Below are 17,073 nucleotides of genomic sequence, written 5' to 3' on the forward strand. Positions count from 1 at the left end.
GAGCGTCTGCGGGTGTCTTTTTGCGGTTGAAGTGCTTGAGTTCGTTCTCGCGGAGGCGGATGCCGCAGCTGCTGTGCTTGGATGCGGTGAGTTCGGGCCTGCTCTCCTGGTTCGCGGGCCGCTACCGGAGTGTGAAGCAGGGCAGCGGTGTGGAATTGTCCCAGCTGCGGTACCTGCCCAAATCGGCGAAGGCGGTGCTGCAACGGGACGGGGTGTCCCCGGTGCCGGAGCTGACTCGTGGGCGGTCGATCAAGCCTGTGCGGCGGCTGCCGCTGCCGATCGGCCGGAGCGTGTGGCTGGTCACCGGTTATGCGGAGTGCAAGCACGTGCTGGGTTCGTCCTGTGGGTTCAGCAACGACCTCGGTCGAGTGCTGGGCGCGGAATCCGTCAGCAGCAGCCCGGGACTGGGGTTCGCCGATCCACCCCGGCACACGCGGTTGCGCAAGCTCTTGCAGCCGGAGTTCACCAAGCGCAGGATTGCCCGGATCCGGCCGCGGGTGCAGGAGATCATCGATGAGGCGCTGGACGCTGCGGCGGCGAAGTCGGGCCCGGTGGACCTAGTCGCGGAGTTCGCGGCGGTCATCCCCGCTGCGGTGATCTGCGAGCTGCTCGGCATGCCGCGGCACGACTCCGAACGCATCCAGGAGTTGAGCGAGGCGCGGTCCGACCTATCCGGGCGGGCACAGCACTCGTTCAACGCGATGACCGACTCGTTGGAGTACTTGCGCGGCGTGCTGGCCGAGCAGCGGCGAGACCCGCGCGACGGCCTGCTGGGCGCGGTGGTGCGCGACCACGGTGACGAGGTGGACGACGACGAACTGGTGGGCTTGGCCAACGGGCTGCTCACCGGAGGCTTCAAGACGACTGCGAGCGTGATCGCAATCGGCGCACTGCTGATGTTGCGGGATCCCTCGATCCCGCAACAGCTGCGCGAAGACCCCGGCAGCGCGAACGCGTTCGTCGAGGAAGCGCTGCGCTACGCCACCGTCGTACAGGTCGCGTTTCCGCGGTTCGCAGAGGAAGACACGGTCATCGGCGGACGTCGAGATCTCGGCGGGGGACGTGGTGCTGTGCTCGCTGAGCGCCGCCGACCGCGACCCGGCCCTGGGCGAAGGCATGGACGAGTTCGACATGGCACGCGGTCGCACCGCGCACCTGGCGTTCGGCCACGGCATCCACCGCTGCATCGGGGCGGAGCTCGGACGGATGGAACTCGAGCGCGCGTACCTGTCGCTGGCGAACCGGTTCCCGCGGATGCGGCTGGCCATTCCGGAATCCGAGCTCGATTTCCGGCAGCTGTCCATCGTCCACGGATTGTTTTCGCTGCCGGTGTGGTTGTCCTGAGCTGGTTTCGGAGCCGCGGTCCGGGAGGTGCGGTTCCAGGGACCCGAGGGCCTGGCCCGTCTTCTGCGCTGGAGATCGTTCGTGTGCCCGGTGGAGACCACCGGGTGCTGCGATGGCAACCCGAGCGCGGCTCCGCCATCGCCTTCGGCACCGATTCCGCTGCCCGCTTCTGTTGAGCGGGCCCCGGATCGACGGATCCGAGCCTACCGGTGGCGCAGATCGTCGTCTGGCGGCGGGCGTGGTGCTGCGTGTTCGGATGACGTCGTGGTTATGGTGCCCCGGTGCCAGGGGCGGATGTCATCGCTGAGGGACTGTCGGTGCGCGGTGGGAGGGGGCCGGTTTTCGAGAACGTCTCCACCGCCGTCGAAGCCGGTGGCGCGTTGCTGGTTCGCGGCCCTGCCAGCTCCGGCCGGACTTCGCTGCTGCTCGCGCTTTCAGGCCGGATGCGGTTCGTCAGTGGTGCGGTGCGCGTCGGTCAGCACTACCTGCCCCGCGAGGCCGCTGCGGTTCGCGAGACTGTCGCGCTCGCCCGCGCGGGACCGGCCTGTCAGCTGGAGGATCGGCTGCGAGTCGACGACTTGATCGCGGAGCGTTGCTGGATCGATCGGGTCGACCGGCCCGCCGTGTCCGCCGCGTTCGACCTCGTCGGCATCGACGTGCCTGGCAGAGTGCGGGTCGAGGACCTGGATTCCGTGGCGAACGTTCTGCTCACGGTCGCACTGGCGGTGGCGCGCGGGCCGGGCGCCGTGGTCGTCGATGAGCCCGACGACGGATGCGCACGGGAGGGGCGGGCGCGGGTGTGGAGCGGCCTAGCCCGGGTGCGCGAATCAGGAATCACCTTGTTGCTCAGCGGCACCGACCCCACACCGAACCTCCCGGACGCGGTGCCCGTCGTGCTGCCGCAGCGCAGCGGGGAACGCTTGGCCGGTGCCGAACGCGCGGAACGGAACGGGGGACGGGGAGCCACATGACCGCCGTCAAACTGGCCCTGCTGGAACTGCGCAGATTTCGGGGTCCGCTGCGGAGAGCGGTCCCGCCGTTGCTGTGCCTGATCCCGCTCCTCTACGGCGCCACGTACCTGTGGGCGAACTGGGATCCTTACGGCGAGCTCGACCGGATCCCGGTCGCCGTGGTCAACCAGGACCACACCGGGCACACCGCGCAGGGTCAGCGCGTCGACGCTGGTAGCGAAGTAGAGCAGCAGCTCAAGGCGGCTGGGACGTTCCAGTGGAGCTTCACCGACGCGGCGGAGGCCGAAGAGGGGCTCGCGCAGGGGCGCTACTACTTCACGATCACCATCCCACCGGATTTCAGCACCAAGCTCGCGACCGCGAGCAACACCGTTCCCGAACAGGCCGGGATCGACATCCGGCTCAACGACGCGAACAACTACATCGCCGGAATCATGACCGAGGTCGTGCAGCCGCAACTGCAGGACCAGATCAACGCGGCGGCGCACGGGGCCTACGTACGCAGCATCTATGGTGAGCTGTCCGAAGTGAAGGACCGGTTGGCCACGGCGTCCGACGGTTCCCACCGGTTGCTCGGCGCCACCGAGGTCGCACAGCAGGGAACCGGTTCGCTGATGTCCGGGACCAGTGCCTTGCACGACGGTGCCGGGCGAGTCAGCGACGGCGCCGCTCAGCTGGCCGAGGCGACCGGGCAGGTCGATCAGGTCACCGATGAGCTCAACCGCGCGGTCGCGGACCGTCTCCCTGCGGCCGCGGACCAGCTGGTCGACACCGCCACGACGGTGGCCCGCGGTGCTGCCTTCGCGCACGCCACCACCGGCGCGGTCAAACGCGGCACCGCGCGCGGTGTGCAGGACGTCGACGAACTCGTGCGCATCCACCCCGAGCTGGCCGACGAACCGGTGGTGCAGCGGGCCCGCGACCACGCACATGATCTCGACGTGCGTGCCGGCAGGGCCGATCAAGAAGCTGCTTGGAACCAGCAGCGGGCGGACCAGGCCCTGGCCGAGGCGAACGAGACCCGCGACCACATCGGTCGGGCCCAACGCAAGGTGCTGGACGCGAACGTACCGCTCCGAACGGTCGACTCCGGAGCACATGCCGTGGCTGAGGGAGCCCGGACGATCAGCTCCGGGATCGGCGCGCTGGAGGAGGGGTCCGGCGCAATGCGGACCGCCGCCGACCAGGCGAACTCCGCTGCCGCCGACCTCACGCGCACGGTGGACCAGGCTTTCGTCCGTATCCCGGAGACCGACTCCGACCAGATCACCGAAGCGGCGCGCGTACTGGGGACCCCGGTGCGCATCGAGCGGGAGAACCTGAATCCGGCGGGACCCTACGGACGCGGTTTCGCCCCGTTCTTCTTCAGCATCGCGCTGTGGGTGTTCGGGCTGTTCGCGTTCCTGCTGCTGCGGCCGGTCAACCTGCGGGCGCTGGCCGGGCGGGTCGGCTCGCTCACCATCGCGGTCGCCGGATGGCTGCCCGCGGCGATCCTGGGAGGTGCGGGAGCGTTGATCCTCTACGCCGTCGTGGACCTCGGACTAGGACTGGCGCCGCGCCACGCGCTCGCCTGCGTGGCTCTGATGCTGGCCGGTGTCGCCGCGTTCACTGCGATCGACCACTGTTTGCGCACCGCTTTCGGCGTTCCCGGAGATGTGGTGTCGCTGGTGCTGCTGGTGTTGCAGCTGACTTCGTCGGGCGGGCTGTACCCCGTGCCGACCACTCCCGGGTTCTTCCAGGCACTCCATCCGCTGTTGCCGATGACCTATCTCGTCGACGGGCTGAGGATGACGATCTCCGGTGGCCTGGTGGAACATCTGGTGCGGGACTTCGCGGTGCTCGGTGGATTCTGGGCGGCATTCCTCCTGACGACCGCACTCGTAGTGCGCAGACAGCGGGTGTGGACGGTCGGGCGGCTGCACCCGGACGTCGAACTGTGAAGTCCGGTGCCCCCGCACCGCTTCCAGCTGCGCGGGAGACGCAGAGCAAGCCGCCGTCGTGGTGGGACTCCAGGAGTTGAGCCGCGCCCGGCAGTGAGGTGCGGGCCCGGTTAGCGAGCGCGTGGTGCGGCGCGCTGACGGCCGGCGCGCCTCGTTCGCGGTGTCGTAACAGGGTCGCGTGCGCCGGAACCGCTTGTTTTTCCGGATGTCGTCGTCCGGAAACAGCTGGTCGTTGGAATGGTTCTCGTCGGCAGCGACGAGGTTCCGCCTCGTCTTCCCGCTACTGGAGGACCGATGCCAGAGATGCGGTTTCGAGTGCGTTGGCCGGACGGTGCGGTCCAGCAGTGCTACTCGCCATCCACGATCATCGAAGATTACCTCGAGGTCGGCCGTACCTACCAGGTCACCGACTTCGTCGAACGCAGCAGGCAGGCGTTGCGGATCGCCGACGAACGGGTGCGGGCGAAGTTCGGCGGCTTCGGCTGCACCGCTGCCGAAGGGCAGCTGGCCGAGATCAACGCGACCGCCCGCGAGCATCCGTCCGATGGGCGGGTCGTCGTGGAGGCGATGCACTCCCCTGCGGGGAGGCGGCGATGACCCCGCGCGAGTCGCGCTACCCGGTCGTGGTGGTGGGCGGTGGGCAGGCGGGACTGTCGGCCAGCTACTGCTTGCGGCAGCGCGGAATCCGGCACGTCGTGCTCGAAGCCGAGCGGCTGGGCCACGACTGGCGCTCCCGTCGCTGGGATTCGTTCTGCCTCGTCACCCCCAACTGGCAGTGCGCGCTGCCGGGATTCGAGTACCGGGGAGCCGATCCGGACGGCTTCATGCTCCGTGACGAGATCGTGTCCTATTTGGAGAGCTACGCCGAATCCTTTGGCGCACCGGTGCTGGAAGGGGTGCGTGTCACGCGATTGCGACGGTCCACCGGTGGCTCGTACCTGCTGGACACGACGGTGGGAGAGATCATCGCCGAACAGGTGGTGGTCGCCACCGGCGCTTACCACGATCCGAGCAGACCGGCTGCGGCCGAACGGATCCCGGCCGGTATCGAACAGCTGCACTCGGCCGACTACCGCAGTCCCTCGGCACTCCCGGCCGGCGATGTGCTGGTCGTGGGCAGCGGTCAGTCGGGCGCACAGATCGCCGAGGACCTGCACTTGGCGGGACGCGGTGTGCACCTGGCCGTCGGCAACGCGCCCCGGGTGGCGCGGTTTTATCGGGGCCGCGACTGCGTGGCGTGGCTGGACGAGATGGGGCATTACGCCAAGACCATCGACGAGTTCGCGGAACCCGCCCAGGTGCGGAAGCGGGTGAACCACTACGTCACCGGCAGGGATGGCGGACGGGACATCGATCTGCGCACCTTCGCGGGCCAGGGCATGCGGCTGTACGGGCATCTGCTCGACATCCGCGACGGCCGGGCCGCGTTCGGTGACGACCTCAAGTCCGGATTGGACGCGGCGGACCAGGTGATGGAGTCCATCAAGGATGCCATCGACGCGCACATAGCGGCTCGCGGCATCGACGCGCCCACCGAGGCCCGGTACACGCCGGTGTGGGAGCCGGACCCGGCGACCCATCCGCGCGAGCTGGACTTGGCCGAGGCCGGGATCACGACGGTGATCTGGTCTACCGGGTTCCGCCCGGACTACCGCTGGATCGAGGTCCCCGTCTTCGACGGTCGCGGTCATCCGGTGCACCGCCGTGGCGTGACCAGCGCACCCGGGCTGCACTTCCTCGGGCTGCCCTGGCAGCACACCTGGGGCTCCGGCCGGATGGAAGGGGTCGGCAGGGATGCGCGGTACCTCGTCGAGCGGATCGCCGCGTCCCGCTGCATCACCGACGTGTGCGGTGCGCTCACCGGCAGATCACCGTCACGTTCCGCCGTCCCGTCGCCGAATTGAGGTGAGCAGTGAGCGACAACCTGGTCTTCGACGCGCACCGGCATCTCGGGGTGCTGCCGGCGTATCCCTTCTACGGTGGTCCGGCCATCAACGCCGATACCACCGCCCGAGCCACGGTCGACCAGTTGCTGTCCGATCTGGACGCGGAGGGGACCGAACGAGCCCTGGTACTGCCCAACTACGGCGTGCCCGACCCTGACGTCGCCTTCGCGCACAACGAGCTGGTCCTGGAAGCCGCCCAGCGGGACGACCGGGTGCGCGCCGGGCTGTGGGTGTCCGCACGACCGGAAGATCGAGCGCGCACGGCGAAGGCGCTCGCGCTGGCCGGTGAAACCGGTGTGCGGGCGCTGAAGCTGAGCTTCCTACTCGGTGGATCACCGACGGCGCCGGAGTGCCGACCCCTGCTCGACGAGATCTTCGCGGTCGCCGAGCGCCACGGCCTGGTCGTGCACGTGCACACCTCGCCGGGCGCCGCCTCCGACATCGACCAGGTGGGCAACCTGGTCGACTGGTACGCCGATCGCTGCGCGGTGCACCTGGTGCACTTCGGAGGAGGCATGAGCGGCCACATCAAGCTGGCCGGCTCGCGCTTCTTCGACTGGGTCGCCGCCGGAAAGCGCGTGTACACCGACCTCTCCTGGGCCATCGGCTTCGCCCCGCACTGGCTCGCCCGGGAGATCGAGCACCGCGGCATCGGACACGACCGCGTGCTCTTCGCCAGCGACCAACCGTGGGGTGACTTTCCCGGCGAGTACGCCCGGATGCGGTCCGCAGCCGGTGACGGCTACTTCGGCGAGCTCGTGTTCCGCGAGACCTTCGCCGCGCTCTACGACTGAAAGCACCGTGATCAGAGGAGAAAATATGACCGAGACCGTCGAACTCACCGATGTCGAGCGCACGTCCCGCGACGAGATCCCGCACCCGTCGCTGCCGGAAGGGTCCAGCATCTACGGAGCTACCAAGGTGTTCCCCGACTACGAGGCGGAAAACGGGGAAACCTACTTCACGTTGGTGCACGGCATCGCGCACGAGTCCTCGGTGAGCTTCGTGGCCGTGCTGCAGGCGACCCGCGCGCTGCGCAAGGGATTCGAGTCGGCCGTGTACTTCTACGGGCCGGGTTCGCTGAACTGCCTGGCCACCCGCGGATTCCCGACCACGGGGAACTCCGCGTTCCCCGGGGAGCACAACATCAACGACCAGCTCAAGACCTTCATCGCCGAGGGCGGAAAGGTGTATTGCTGCCGGTTCGGCCTCTCGCTGCACGGCGCGCGGGAGGAAGACCTCATCGAAGGCGTCATCCCCACCCACCCGCTCGACGTCCAGGACGCGATCATCCACTACGCCCGGAAGGGCGCGATCATCAACTCCACCTATCAGCTCTGAGCCCAGTTCCCAAGTTCCCATCCCGGAATTCGCCGCAGCGCGCGGTCGTGCCGTCCGGGCACCCGCGCTCGGACTTCGTTCCGAGCGCGGGTGCCGGGGCGCCGCGTGCGGGGGATCGCGGGTTTTTCATGGAGGTGTGTCGTGAGCGTCGATACCGAACAGGGGCGGACCAGCACGCCGGTGGACGTGCGGATCATGACCCGTGCGGAGCTGGCGTTGCACGGGGTCCGGCTGGACGCCGAGGTCGCGCGTCCCGCCGGCGCAGGGCCCAGCGACGACGGCCACGTCCTCGTCGACGGCGCCGGTGCCGCGTTGCCCACCAACCCCGCCAGCCCGTACTCGGTGCGCGACGGTCGGGTCTGGCTGGGGGAGGAGGACGTCGGAGTCGAACTCGCTCCGGTGCGCAGGCCCAATTTCTACGACCTGAGCACCGCCGAAGGCGTGAGCTATGAGCGGATCGCCCGGCTGCACGGCGCTGACGTGCTCGCCACCACCGTGGTGCAAACCTGCATCCGCTACGCCGAATCCGACCGCTGCCGCTTCTGCACCATCGAGGAATCGTTGCGCGGTGGCGCCACCGTGGCGGCGAAGACTCCCGCGCAGCTGGCCGAGGTGGCCGAGGCGGCCGTTCGGCTCGACGGGGTGCGGCAGATGGTGATGACCACCGGCACCACCACGGGGCCGGACCGCGGTGCGCGAAACCTGGTGCGCTCTGTCCGCGCGGTGCTCGCGGCGGTGCCCGGTCTACCGATTCAGGTGCAGTGCGAACCACCCGGTGAACTCCGCTGGATCGGTGAGCTCAAGGACGCCGGGGCCACCGCGATCGGCATTCACGTCGAAGCCCTCGACGAGCGGGTGCGGCGTCGGTGGATGCCCGGGAAGTCGCAGGTTCCGCTGAGCGAGTACGAAGCGGCGTGGGACGAGGCCGTGCTCGTCTTCGGCCACAACCGGGTGTCCACCTATCTGCTGGTCGGCCTCGGGGAGGACCCCGACGAGCTGATCGACGGCGCCGCCGGGCTCATCGAGCGGGGCGTGTACCCGTTCGTCGTCCCCTTGCGGCCGATGGCGGGCACACTGGCCGCCCGTGACGGCGTTGAGGCGCCCAGCGCCGAGTTGCTGGCATACGTGACGGACGCGGTGGCCGGGCTGCTCAGGAGGGCCGGAATGTCGGGTGCGGATCAGGGCGCGGGGTGCGCGGCCTGCGGTGCCTGCTCGGTGCTGAGGACGGCGGGAGGATGAGTGTGATCGCCTACGAAGAGCTGCTTCCGCCCGGAGGCCCGCCGATGCCGGACGTCCTGTCGCTGCTCGGTGACCGCGCGACCCTGTCCGGGCAGCCACCGTTTCGAATCGAAGCGGCCGACGCCGGGGCCCTCGCCGCGTACCGACGCCTGCGGCACCAGGTGTTCGTGCGGGAACAGGGCCTCTTCGCCGGAACCGACCGGGATGATCGGGACGATGATTCGCGGACGGTCGTCCTGGTGGCCCGCTCCGGCGATGGTGGAGTGCTCGGGGGAGTCCGGCTCGGTCCGGCGACCGACGGCCCTGATATCGGTTGGTGGTACGGCGGAAGACTGGTCGTCGATGGTGCGGTGCGCGGAACGCGCGGAGTGGGTCCGGCGCTGGTGCGCGCCGCCTGCGCGCACGCCGAGGCCGCCGGTGCGCTGCGGTTCGACGCGACGGTGCAAGTGTGCAACGAGCCCCTGTTCGCACGACTGGGCTGGGACCGGGTTCGCGAGGTCGACGTGGCCGGTGTGCCGCACACGTTGATGCGCTGGCCCGTGCGTCGCGTGCACGATCTCGTGGAGGCGACCAAAGCTCCGCTGGGGCCGCTGCTGGACGCGGCCACCGGACCTCCTGGTGCATTCGGCGGCGCCGGATTCGTGGGTGACGACGGAGCCCCGGTCCCGGGCAGTGACCTGGTGGCGGCGTGTGACGCGATCGTCCCGGCGATGGTCGAGCGCGACCCGGAGTGGGCCGGTTGGTGCGCGGTACTGGCCAACGTCAACGACCTCGCCGCGATGGGAGCGGAACCGGTCGGGCTGCTCGACGCGATCGGTGCCAGGAACACCGCGCACGCCGGACGCCTGGTCGCCGGGCTGCGGCGTGCTGCGGACGCCTACGGCGGGATTCCGCTGCTCGGCGGGCACACGCAGCTCGGCGTGCCCGGCTCGTTGTCCGTCACCGCGCTCGGGCGCACCGCCCATCCCGTCCCGGGCGGCGGTGGCCGCGCGGGACACGAGGTCCGGCTGACCGCGGATCTCGGCGGTGGCTGGCGCCACGGCTACCGAGGTCGGCAGTGGGATTCCACCAGTCACCGGCGCACGCCAGAACTGCGCGCCATGCTCGGCGCGGTGGCCGCCGCGAGACCGGCGGCGGCCAAGGACGTCTCGATGGCCGGGGTCGTGGGCACCCTGGGCATGCTCGCTGAAGCCAGCGGGTGTGCGGCGGTACTCGACGTCGCCCGCGTGCCGCGCCCCGCCGGAGCGACGGTGGGCGACTGGCTGACGTGCTTCCCCGGCTTCGCGGTCCTCACCACCGATGACGCGGGGAGCGACCCGCTGCCGGCGGGACCCGCCACCGGTGCCACGTGCGGAGAACTGGTGCGGGGCGGGGGCGTCGGGTTGCGGTGGCCCGACGGCGAGATCACAGCAGCGATCACCACGACGGTGACTGGAATGGGGGATGCATGAGCACGTTGCGCCTTGCCGCCGTCGCCGCCGAATTCGGCCGCGACCTGGAACAGGACTTCCTGATCGTCGAGAAGCTCGTCGAGCGGGCTCGGTCCGCGGGTGTCCAGCTGCTGGCCCTGCCGGAGGCATGTCTCGGCGGTTACCTGCTCGGTCTCGACGGCTCCGCCGCCGACGACCCGGGACCTCCCGCGCTGGAGCTGGACGGGCCCGAAGTGCGGCGGCTGGCCGCTCTCGCCGGGAACATGACCGTCGTAGCCGGATACTGCGAGCGGGCTGGGGACCGGAAGTTCAACAGCGCGGTCTGCGTCAGCGGCGACGGCGTGCTCGGCAACCACCGCAAGGTGCATCAGCCGCTGAGCGAGAACGCCAGCTACGACTCCGGCGACTCCTTCCACGCCTTCGACACGCCCGCCGGACGGCTGGGCATGCTGATCTGCTACGACAAGGCGTTCCCCGAAGCGGCTCGCGCGTTGGCTCTCGACGGTGCGGAGATCGGGGTCTGCGTGTCCGCTTGGCCGGGGTCGCGAACCAACGCCGCGGCGGATCTCGCGCAGGACCGGTGGAAGCGCCGCTTCGACCTGTTCGACCGGGCCAGGGCTTTGGAGAACCAGGTGCTGTGGCTTTCGGCGAACCAGGCGGGAACCTTCGGTTCGCTGCGCTTCGTCGGCAGCGCCAAGGTCGTCGATCCTGGAGGCGAGGTGCTCGCCGACACCGGAGTCCAAGGAGGGGTCGCGGTCGCTGACGTCGACGTCGACCGCGCGCTCGAAGCGGCGCGCAGGCACATGGGACACCTCCGCGACCGGCGGCCCGATGCCTACCTGGCTGGCGCGGGCCTGTCATGAGCCTGGTCCGCATCGGCGCTGCGGCAGCGCATTTCGGACGTGACCTCGAATTCGACCTGGCTCGCATCGCCAAGCTGATCGACGATGCTCGTCTGGCCGGTGCCGGGTTGCTGGTCCTGCCCGACGCCGCCCTCGGCGGCTACCTCGCGGAGCTGCGTCACCCCGGCGCGGACGCGCTGCCGCCCGCGCTCGCTCCCGACTCGCCGATGATCCGGCGAGTCGCCTCGCTGGCTGCCGACATGGTCGTCTGCGTCGGCTACTGCGAGGACGGCGGCGACGTGCGCTACAACGCCGCGGTGTGCGTCAACGGGGACGGTGTGCTCGGCAGGCACCGCAAGGTGCACCTGCCCGCTGGTGAGACGCAGGTCTACTCGCCGGGCGAGTCCTTCGCGGCATGTGACACCCCGATCGGCAGGGTGGGCATGCTCATCGACTACGACAAGACCTTTCCCGAAGCCGCGCGGTCGTTGGCGCTGGATGGTGCGGAGGTGCTGGCCTGTCTATCGGCTTGGCCGACCAGCATCACCAATCGCGCACCGCGAATGGCCCAGGACCGGCAGGCCAAGCTCTTCGACCTCTACGACCAGACGCGCGCGGCGGAGAACCAGGTCGTGCTCGCTTCGTCCAACCAGACGGGGACCACGGGTGCTATGCGGTTCTTGGGCCAGGCGAAGGTCGTCGGACCCGGCGGGGACGTCCTGGCCCGCACCTGGTCCAAAGCAGGGCTAGCCATCGCCGAGGTCGATGTGGCGGCTGAAATCGAACGTGCCCGGCGAGTGCTGCACCACTTGGGCGAGCTGCGGCCGTCGTCCTACCGCGGGGGTGGCAGATGAAGATCGCGTTGGTGAGCTACTCGACCAAACCGCGTGGCGGTGTGGTGCACACGCTGGCACTGGCCGAAGCGCTGGCGGCAGCAGGCGAGGATGTGGCGGTCTGGACTCTGGGACGCGGCGGTGACACCGGATTCTTCCGGCCGGTCCACGACGCCGTCGAGGTGCGGATCGTTCCGTTTCCCGACCGGCCGGGCGGCGAAACGGTGGGCGAGCGGGTGTTGCGCTCGATCGAGGCGCTCGGTGCGGCGTTCACCCCGGACGAGTACGACGTGGTGCACGCCCAGGACTGCATCAGCGCCAACGCGGTCGGCGACTGCGTGCGCACGGTGCACCACATCGACCACTTCAGCACACCGGAGCTGGCAGCCTGCCACGAGCGCGCCATCATCACCCCGCACTCACACGTCTGCGTCTCGCACTCGGTCGCCGACGAGCTGAGTGCGGGATGGGGCGTTGAAGCCGAGGTAATCCCGAACGGGGTCGCCTACGAGCGGTTCGCCTATACCACCGAACAGGAACGGCGGTACTGGACCGACAGGCTGGGCCGCTACGTGCTCACCGTCGGCGGAATCGAGCCGCGCAAGGGATCGCTGGATCTGTTGGAGGCATACGTGCTGCTGCGCGAGCGGCAACCCGATGTCGCACTGGTCATCGCAGGCGGCGAAACCCTCTTCGACTACCGCGACTACCGGCGGCGCTGGGAGGACCGCGCGGTGGAGCTCGGCGTCGAACCGGTGGTGCTGGGACCAGTCGCCGAGCACGAACTTCCCGGCTTGGTCGCCGCCGCGAGCGCCTTCGCGTTCCCGTCCACCAAGGAGGGATTCGGATTGGCCGCGATGGAAGCGTTGGCGGCCGGAACTCCATTGGTAGTGCGAGAGCTCCCGGTGCTGAAGGAGGTTTTCGGTGCCGCGGCCCGTTTCGCCGACGGGGCGGAGTCCTTCGCGGCCGAGCTCGCGGCCGCGCTGGCCGATGACGACCTGGATCGCCGGGAGGCCGGGCGAACGCTGGCCGCCGCGCACACGTGGCAGACAGCGGCCGAGCGCCACATCGCGTTCTACCGCTCCCTCAGGCGGGGCCGTTCCTGAGCGGAGCGGCCCCGCGTGCTTCCCTGGCCACGATCTTCTCTGAACCCGACGGTTCGAGCGGCCGCGCAGGATGACCTCTCCTAGTGTTGCGATCATGACCGAGGACTACTTGACCGATTGGAACGCCGATGGGGTGGCGGAGCGCTTCGCGGAGTTCGACACCGCGCTGTGGTGGCGGCTTGGTTATCGCGCCCTGCCGCAGTTGCTCGCACCTGACCGGTTCGACGGAGAGCGCCAGACTTTACTGGACCTGGGGTGCGGGGACGGGACGGTCACGTCATGGATCGCGCAGCACACCGCCAGCGCCGTGGTCGGCGTGGATCGATCGTCGGTGATGATTCGCGCGGCTCGGCGCGGTGCGGACCCGGCGGGACACACCAGGTTCATCCACAGGCCGGCAGACCGCACCGGTCTCCCCACCGACTCCATCGATGCGGCGTGGGCCGCTTTCCTGGCGGTGTGCTTGCCGGACATGGCAGCACTGCGGGCAGTGGTCGCCGAACTCGCACGCGTAGTACGGCCCGGGGGCGCGTGGTGCTGCTCGACAGCCATCCCGACACCACGGGAGTGGATTTCGGAGACCTGGTACAGGGCGAACTAGACGTGAGCTATTCCGAAGGGGATCGGCTCCCGGTCCGGATGCGGCGGCAGGACGGCAGCTGGAGCTCGATCACCGACACCTACTGGTCGCGCGCCACTTACGATTCGGTGCTGGGCGAGGCCGGGTTCGAGGACCGCGAGCAGTGCGAGCCGCTGCTGGACCCTGCTAACGGGGCGGAGGGCGATCCGGTTGAGCCGGAACGACGGCAGCGATGGCACGCAGCGACGGCACGACCCCCGTTCTTGATCGTGAGCGCCCGCAGACCGCTTGTCAGAAGCTAGGCCGAGCCGGACCGCGTGCATCACAGCGTCCGAACCGCGGACCCGGCACCCGACGGCAGTCGGGGCGGAGGATGCCGCGTGCTCGTCGGGACGGTGATCGATGCTTCCTGGAAGGGCACAGGGCATTCGTTTTCCTCAGCGGGCGGCCAGATGAGCCATTCTCCCGCCGTGGCAGAGGCATTGGTACCCGGCTGACTCAGGCCAGCGGGATCACGTGCGGAGCAATTCGAGCGCAGCGTCCGCCGAACTCCGCAACAGTGGATGTGCGCAACGCGATGGGCATGATCCGGACGCCGCAATTTCGGCAAGGCGGGAGTAGGACCGCCCCTGTGACCTGCGGCACCCGGGTGCCCGCGAGGCATAGCTCGCCGTCACCGGATGCGATGAAAAGGATGGAACCGACCGGTGAACCGAGCTTCCGCCTGAACAAATGCTCGCTCAGGCCGGATGTGAACCCGCGGTCCGCCGCGGACGGGGCAGGCAGGAGAACGAACCGATGTCGTGGAGGTGGCCCCGCACGGCTTGGCTCGTCATGTCAGTGGTGGCCGTGCCCACCGCGCTGGTCATGTCAGGCGCGCTCGCGGAACCCGTTAGGTGGGCCGTAGCGGATTTCACGGGCCTCGTCGGTGCCCTCGCGGCCGCCGTCGCGTTCGCCTGGACTGGCCGAGCACCTTTCGCGTCGGGCACGGGTCGGTGGTGGCGGCCGCTCATGGCCCTTGCCCTCTTCGGTTGGGGCGTGGGGCAAGCCGTATGGACGTGGCATCGCAGCGTGGACATGCGGGCAGCGACCTTCCCAGATGTCGAGAACGCGCTCTACCTGGGACTGCCGGTGTTCACCTTCTTCGCATTGCTGCACATCGCCAAGAACGAGCATGCCCGCACCGGTTCCACCGACGCCATCACGCGCCCGCGCGTCCTGGTGATCGACGGATTGATCGTGGCGACCAGCTTGCTCGGCCTGGTGTGGCAGGTCACGTTCGGTGCCGCCGTGGAACGCGGATCCGCCAGTCTCGGCGAGGTGTTGCTGGCGGTGTCCTATGCGGTGGCCGATCTCGTCCTCATCGTTCTCGCAGTGCTCATATCGGTCCTGTTGCGTCGCAGCTGGCGACTTCCGCTGGCGTGGCTGCTGGCCGGGCTCATCGCGATCGGTGCTTCGGACGCCCTCTACGCGTTTTCCATCAGCAACAACAGCCCTGCTCCGCCGAACGTTGCCGATGTGGGGTACATGATGGCGCCCTACCTCGTGCTTGTCGCCGCGCTCGCCCCGGAGAACGGACTGTCCCGCGTGGCGACCAACCTCCCCCCACTCGTCCTTCCCTACGTCCCGCTGGCGGCGGTGTGCGCGTTCACTGCCGTGCGAGCGACCATCGACAGCCCGCGTCCCGCGGAGGTCTACTTCCTCCTCGGGGTCGTCGGCCTGGTCGTGGTGCGACAGCTCATGACAGCGCGTCGGCTGCAGGAGGTCCATCAGCGTTTGCGTCACCTCGCCACGCACGATCCGCTTACCGGGGTGGCGAACCGGACACTTCTGCTGGACGTCCTCGGACAGGCCCTACCTCAGGCCCACGCCCAGCACACCGCCCTCGGCCTGCTTTACATCGACCTGGACCAGTTCAAGGAGGTCAACGACCGGTGGGGGCACCAAGCGGGCGACACCGTGCTGCTGGCGACGGCTACCACGCTACGGGCTGAACTCGACGGTAGGGCCACCCTCGCCCGCCTCGGCGGGGACGAATTCGTGGTCCTGCTCAACCCGGCACCCGCCGACCCGGAAGCGCTGTGCTCCCGGCTCCGCGAACGCCTGGCCGAGCCAATTCTGCTGGACGGCGAGAAGTACCAGATCACCGCCAGCTTCGGGTACGTCCCGCTCGAACCGAACGACACGGCGCACCACGCGCTCAGCCGAGCCGATGCGGCGATGTACTCGGCCAAGCGGGCTGAACGGCCGGAAGGTTAGGCAGCGTGCCGCGGCTGAGGTCTTCGTCTGGGGGTGACTCGACTCCGAGTTCCTCATCGACCTGTCATGTGAGGCCCGTGATCAGGTAGAACGGCGCGTGAACGGCTGGTTGGGAGGAGGATTGCGCGAGCGTGCGGACCAGCGGCACGTCCATTCGGTCCACCGTGAACCCGGCGGACTCCAGCATTCCGCGAACTGATCCGAGCGGTCGGTGAAGCCGACGGGAGCGCGTCCACGTGCCGTCGCGCCGTTGGAGGCTGAGGGGCACCACCTCGCCTGGACGGGGAGATCGGCCGGGTGGGCCGTAAACGACCCCTGGGAAGTGGATGCCGACGGCCGAAGGGTTGCTATCGAGGACGGTGAAGCGGGAACCGGGCCGCAGGACGCGCAAGACTTCGGAGAAGAGTTCCTCGACCAGATGGTCGAGGAACTCGCAGCTGACGACGAAACCTGCGTAGGTGGCGTCCGCGGAGGAGTCCGGGATGCCGGGCAGGGATCCTCGTGGGGTTCGTCGATACCGGACTCCGGGCGTCGGTCTCTCCTCGGCCGTTCTGATCATCGCTGGCGAAGGGTCCGTTCCGAGCACCTGCGCGCTATGAGCAGCGGCCAGCCAGCGCGCGGACTTGCCCGTGCGGCAGCCGACGTCGAGGACTCGGTCGCCGGGCACGATGCGCAGATGGTCGGGTAGGTGGCGGTACCCGTGGTCCCACCAGAACGCGTCGTCGAGCGCGTCGTAGTCGTCGACCTCGGACTGCACGCTGCGGATCGACGACGTCGACTCATCGAATGCGGACGGCTCGAGCATGTGGAAAAAGGTCACTGGCCGCACTCCCCTCAGTCCCTCGGCCGACGAGCGAACGAATCGGCGTTCCGCGCGGCGATGCCGCCTCGGATTTCCTCCGCCCTTGTCGATGCGAGCAGCTCGCGCGGTCTCTCGCCACTGTGAGGCGACGCACTGCTCGTCGACCGATCCGCGCAACGTGCGCCGATGTGCGATCCGACCTCGCCCGGGCGCATCCTCCGTTGCCGCACACGGTCGCACCATCCGCCAGGGAAGTTCGAACGAGCGTTGTAGCACGAGAGCGACCCGGCCGATCTCGAAGTGGACAATATCTGCAGCGGTGGGTGTAGACATGACGCCATAGCGGTGCTAGCCTTCCTCTCAAGGAAGTAGAAGAGGATGTAGTAGCGCGATCGGTTGATTGACGCGATGGTCGACCGGGCAGGCGGAGACGCGCAGAG

Annotated in this window: 14 protein-coding genes and 1 pseudogene; 14 read left to right on the plus strand and 1 reads right to left on the minus strand. The window is 69.1% G+C overall.

Annotated elements, in window-relative coordinates:
- The first annotated feature begins 59 nt into the window (after window positions 1-59).
- The 14 genes and pseudogenes from H1226_RS03205 (at window position 60) to H1226_RS03270 (ending at window position 15,831) form a co-directional block, all read left to right on the plus strand.
- Window positions 60-1,344: pseudogene (locus tag H1226_RS03205) on the plus strand (cytochrome P450).
- A gap of 281 nt (window positions 1,345-1,625) precedes the next feature.
- On the plus strand, window positions 1,626-2,315 hold the full coding sequence (locus H1226_RS03210; protein WP_258345817.1) for a P-loop NTPase family protein: 690 nt from the start codon (window positions 1,626-1,628) through the stop codon (window positions 2,313-2,315).
- Window positions 2,312-4,255, plus strand: coding sequence for a YhgE/Pip family protein (locus H1226_RS03215; RefSeq protein ID WP_225044716.1), 1,944 nt, complete (start codon window positions 2,312-2,314; stop codon window positions 4,253-4,255). Before H1226_RS03210 ends, H1226_RS03215 begins: the two co-directional genes overlap by 4 nt.
- Before the next feature lie 303 nt (window positions 4,256-4,558).
- The gene (locus tag H1226_RS03220) at window positions 4,559-4,852 is read left to right on the plus strand and encodes an MSMEG_0570 family nitrogen starvation response protein (protein ID WP_258345837.1); all 294 of its coding nucleotides are present in this window, start codon (window positions 4,559-4,561) and stop codon (window positions 4,850-4,852) included.
- Entirely contained in the window at window positions 4,849-6,159 is a 1,311-nt protein-coding gene (locus H1226_RS03225) for an MSMEG_0569 family flavin-dependent oxidoreductase (protein WP_258345857.1), read from the plus strand. The genes H1226_RS03220 and H1226_RS03225 overlap by 4 nt, the downstream gene beginning before the upstream one ends.
- Window positions 6,160-6,167: 8 nt before the next feature.
- The gene (locus tag H1226_RS03230) at window positions 6,168-6,995 is read left to right on the plus strand and encodes an amidohydrolase family protein (RefSeq protein ID WP_258345859.1); all 828 of its coding nucleotides are present in this window, start codon (window positions 6,168-6,170) and stop codon (window positions 6,993-6,995) included.
- A 25-nt stretch (window positions 6,996-7,020) separates the two neighbouring features.
- Window positions 7,021-7,542 (plus strand): MSMEG_0572/Sll0783 family nitrogen starvation response protein, encoded by a 522-nt coding sequence (locus H1226_RS03235; RefSeq protein ID WP_258345861.1) that lies wholly within the window; start codon window positions 7,021-7,023, stop codon window positions 7,540-7,542.
- Window positions 7,543-7,683: 141 nt separating this feature from the next.
- A complete protein-coding gene (locus H1226_RS03240; protein WP_224961781.1) occupies window positions 7,684-8,781 on the plus strand; it encodes an MSMEG_0568 family radical SAM protein in 1,098 nt (365 codons plus the stop codon).
- Complete coding sequence (locus H1226_RS03245) at window positions 8,778-10,232, plus strand: MSMEG_0567/sll0787 family protein (protein ID WP_225044711.1); 1,455 nt, start codon at window positions 8,778-8,780, stop codon at window positions 10,230-10,232. The genes H1226_RS03240 and H1226_RS03245 overlap by 4 nt, the downstream gene beginning before the upstream one ends.
- Window positions 10,229-11,074 (plus strand): carbon-nitrogen hydrolase family protein, encoded by an 846-nt coding sequence (locus tag H1226_RS03250; RefSeq protein WP_258345886.1) that lies wholly within the window; start codon window positions 10,229-10,231, stop codon window positions 11,072-11,074. The genes H1226_RS03245 and H1226_RS03250 overlap by 4 nt, the downstream gene beginning before the upstream one ends.
- Window positions 11,071-11,907 carry a carbon-nitrogen hydrolase family protein gene (locus H1226_RS03255; protein ID WP_224961787.1) on the plus strand — a complete coding sequence of 279 codons (837 nt, stop codon included), beginning with the start codon at window positions 11,071-11,073 and terminating at the stop codon, window positions 11,905-11,907. The genes H1226_RS03250 and H1226_RS03255 overlap by 4 nt, the downstream gene beginning before the upstream one ends.
- A complete protein-coding gene (locus H1226_RS03260) occupies window positions 11,904-12,992 on the plus strand; it encodes an MSMEG_0565 family glycosyltransferase (RefSeq protein ID WP_258345898.1) in 1,089 nt (362 codons plus the stop codon). The genes H1226_RS03255 and H1226_RS03260 overlap by 4 nt, the downstream gene beginning before the upstream one ends.
- A gap of 94 nt (window positions 12,993-13,086) precedes the next feature.
- Complete coding sequence (locus tag H1226_RS03265; RefSeq protein ID WP_258345900.1) at window positions 13,087-13,593, plus strand: class I SAM-dependent methyltransferase; 507 nt, start codon at window positions 13,087-13,089, stop codon at window positions 13,591-13,593.
- Between the two features lie 828 nt (window positions 13,594-14,421).
- Entirely contained in the window at window positions 14,422-15,831 is a 1,410-nt protein-coding gene (locus H1226_RS03270; RefSeq protein ID WP_258345910.1) for a GGDEF domain-containing protein, read from the plus strand.
- Window positions 15,832-15,895: 64 nt separating this feature from the next.
- On the opposite strand, the gene H1226_RS03275 is transcribed toward H1226_RS03270, so the two are convergent.
- Window positions 15,896-16,651: a class I SAM-dependent methyltransferase gene (locus H1226_RS03275; RefSeq protein ID WP_258345912.1), complete on the minus strand. Its 756-nt coding sequence runs from the start codon at window positions 16,649-16,651 to the stop codon at window positions 15,896-15,898.
- Between the last annotated feature and the right edge of the window lie 422 nt (window positions 16,652-17,073).

The sequence above is a fragment of the Saccharopolyspora gregorii genome (genome assembly GCF_024734405.1).
GTDB lineage: Bacteria > Actinomycetota > Actinomycetes > Mycobacteriales > Pseudonocardiaceae > Saccharopolyspora_C > Saccharopolyspora_C gregorii.

Bases quoted from the DNA above. Each gene is read 5' to 3' on its own strand.
- H1226_RS03215 (WP_225044716.1), top strand. From the start codon at position 2,312: ATGACCGCCGTCAAACTGGCCCTGCTGGAACTGCGCAGATTTCGGGGT.
- H1226_RS03220 (WP_258345837.1), top strand. From the start codon at position 4,559: ATGCGGTTTCGAGTGCGTTGGCCGGACGGTGCGGTCCAGCAGTGCTAC.
- H1226_RS03225 (WP_258345857.1), top strand. From the start codon at position 4,849: ATGACCCCGCGCGAGTCGCGCTACCCGGTCGTGGTGGTGGGCGGTGGG.
- H1226_RS03235 (WP_258345861.1), top strand. From the start codon at position 7,021: ATGACCGAGACCGTCGAACTCACCGATGTCGAGCGCACGTCCCGCGAC.
- H1226_RS03245 (WP_225044711.1), top strand. From the start codon at position 8,778: ATGAGTGTGATCGCCTACGAAGAGCTGCTTCCGCCCGGAGGCCCGCCG.
- H1226_RS03250 (WP_258345886.1), top strand. From the start codon at position 10,229: ATGAGCACGTTGCGCCTTGCCGCCGTCGCCGCCGAATTCGGCCGCGAC.
- H1226_RS03255 (WP_224961787.1), top strand. From the start codon at position 11,071: ATGAGCCTGGTCCGCATCGGCGCTGCGGCAGCGCATTTCGGACGTGAC.
- H1226_RS03260 (WP_258345898.1), top strand. From the start codon at position 11,904: ATGAAGATCGCGTTGGTGAGCTACTCGACCAAACCGCGTGGCGGTGTG.
- H1226_RS03265 (WP_258345900.1), top strand. From the start codon at position 13,087: ATGACCGAGGACTACTTGACCGATTGGAACGCCGATGGGGTGGCGGAG.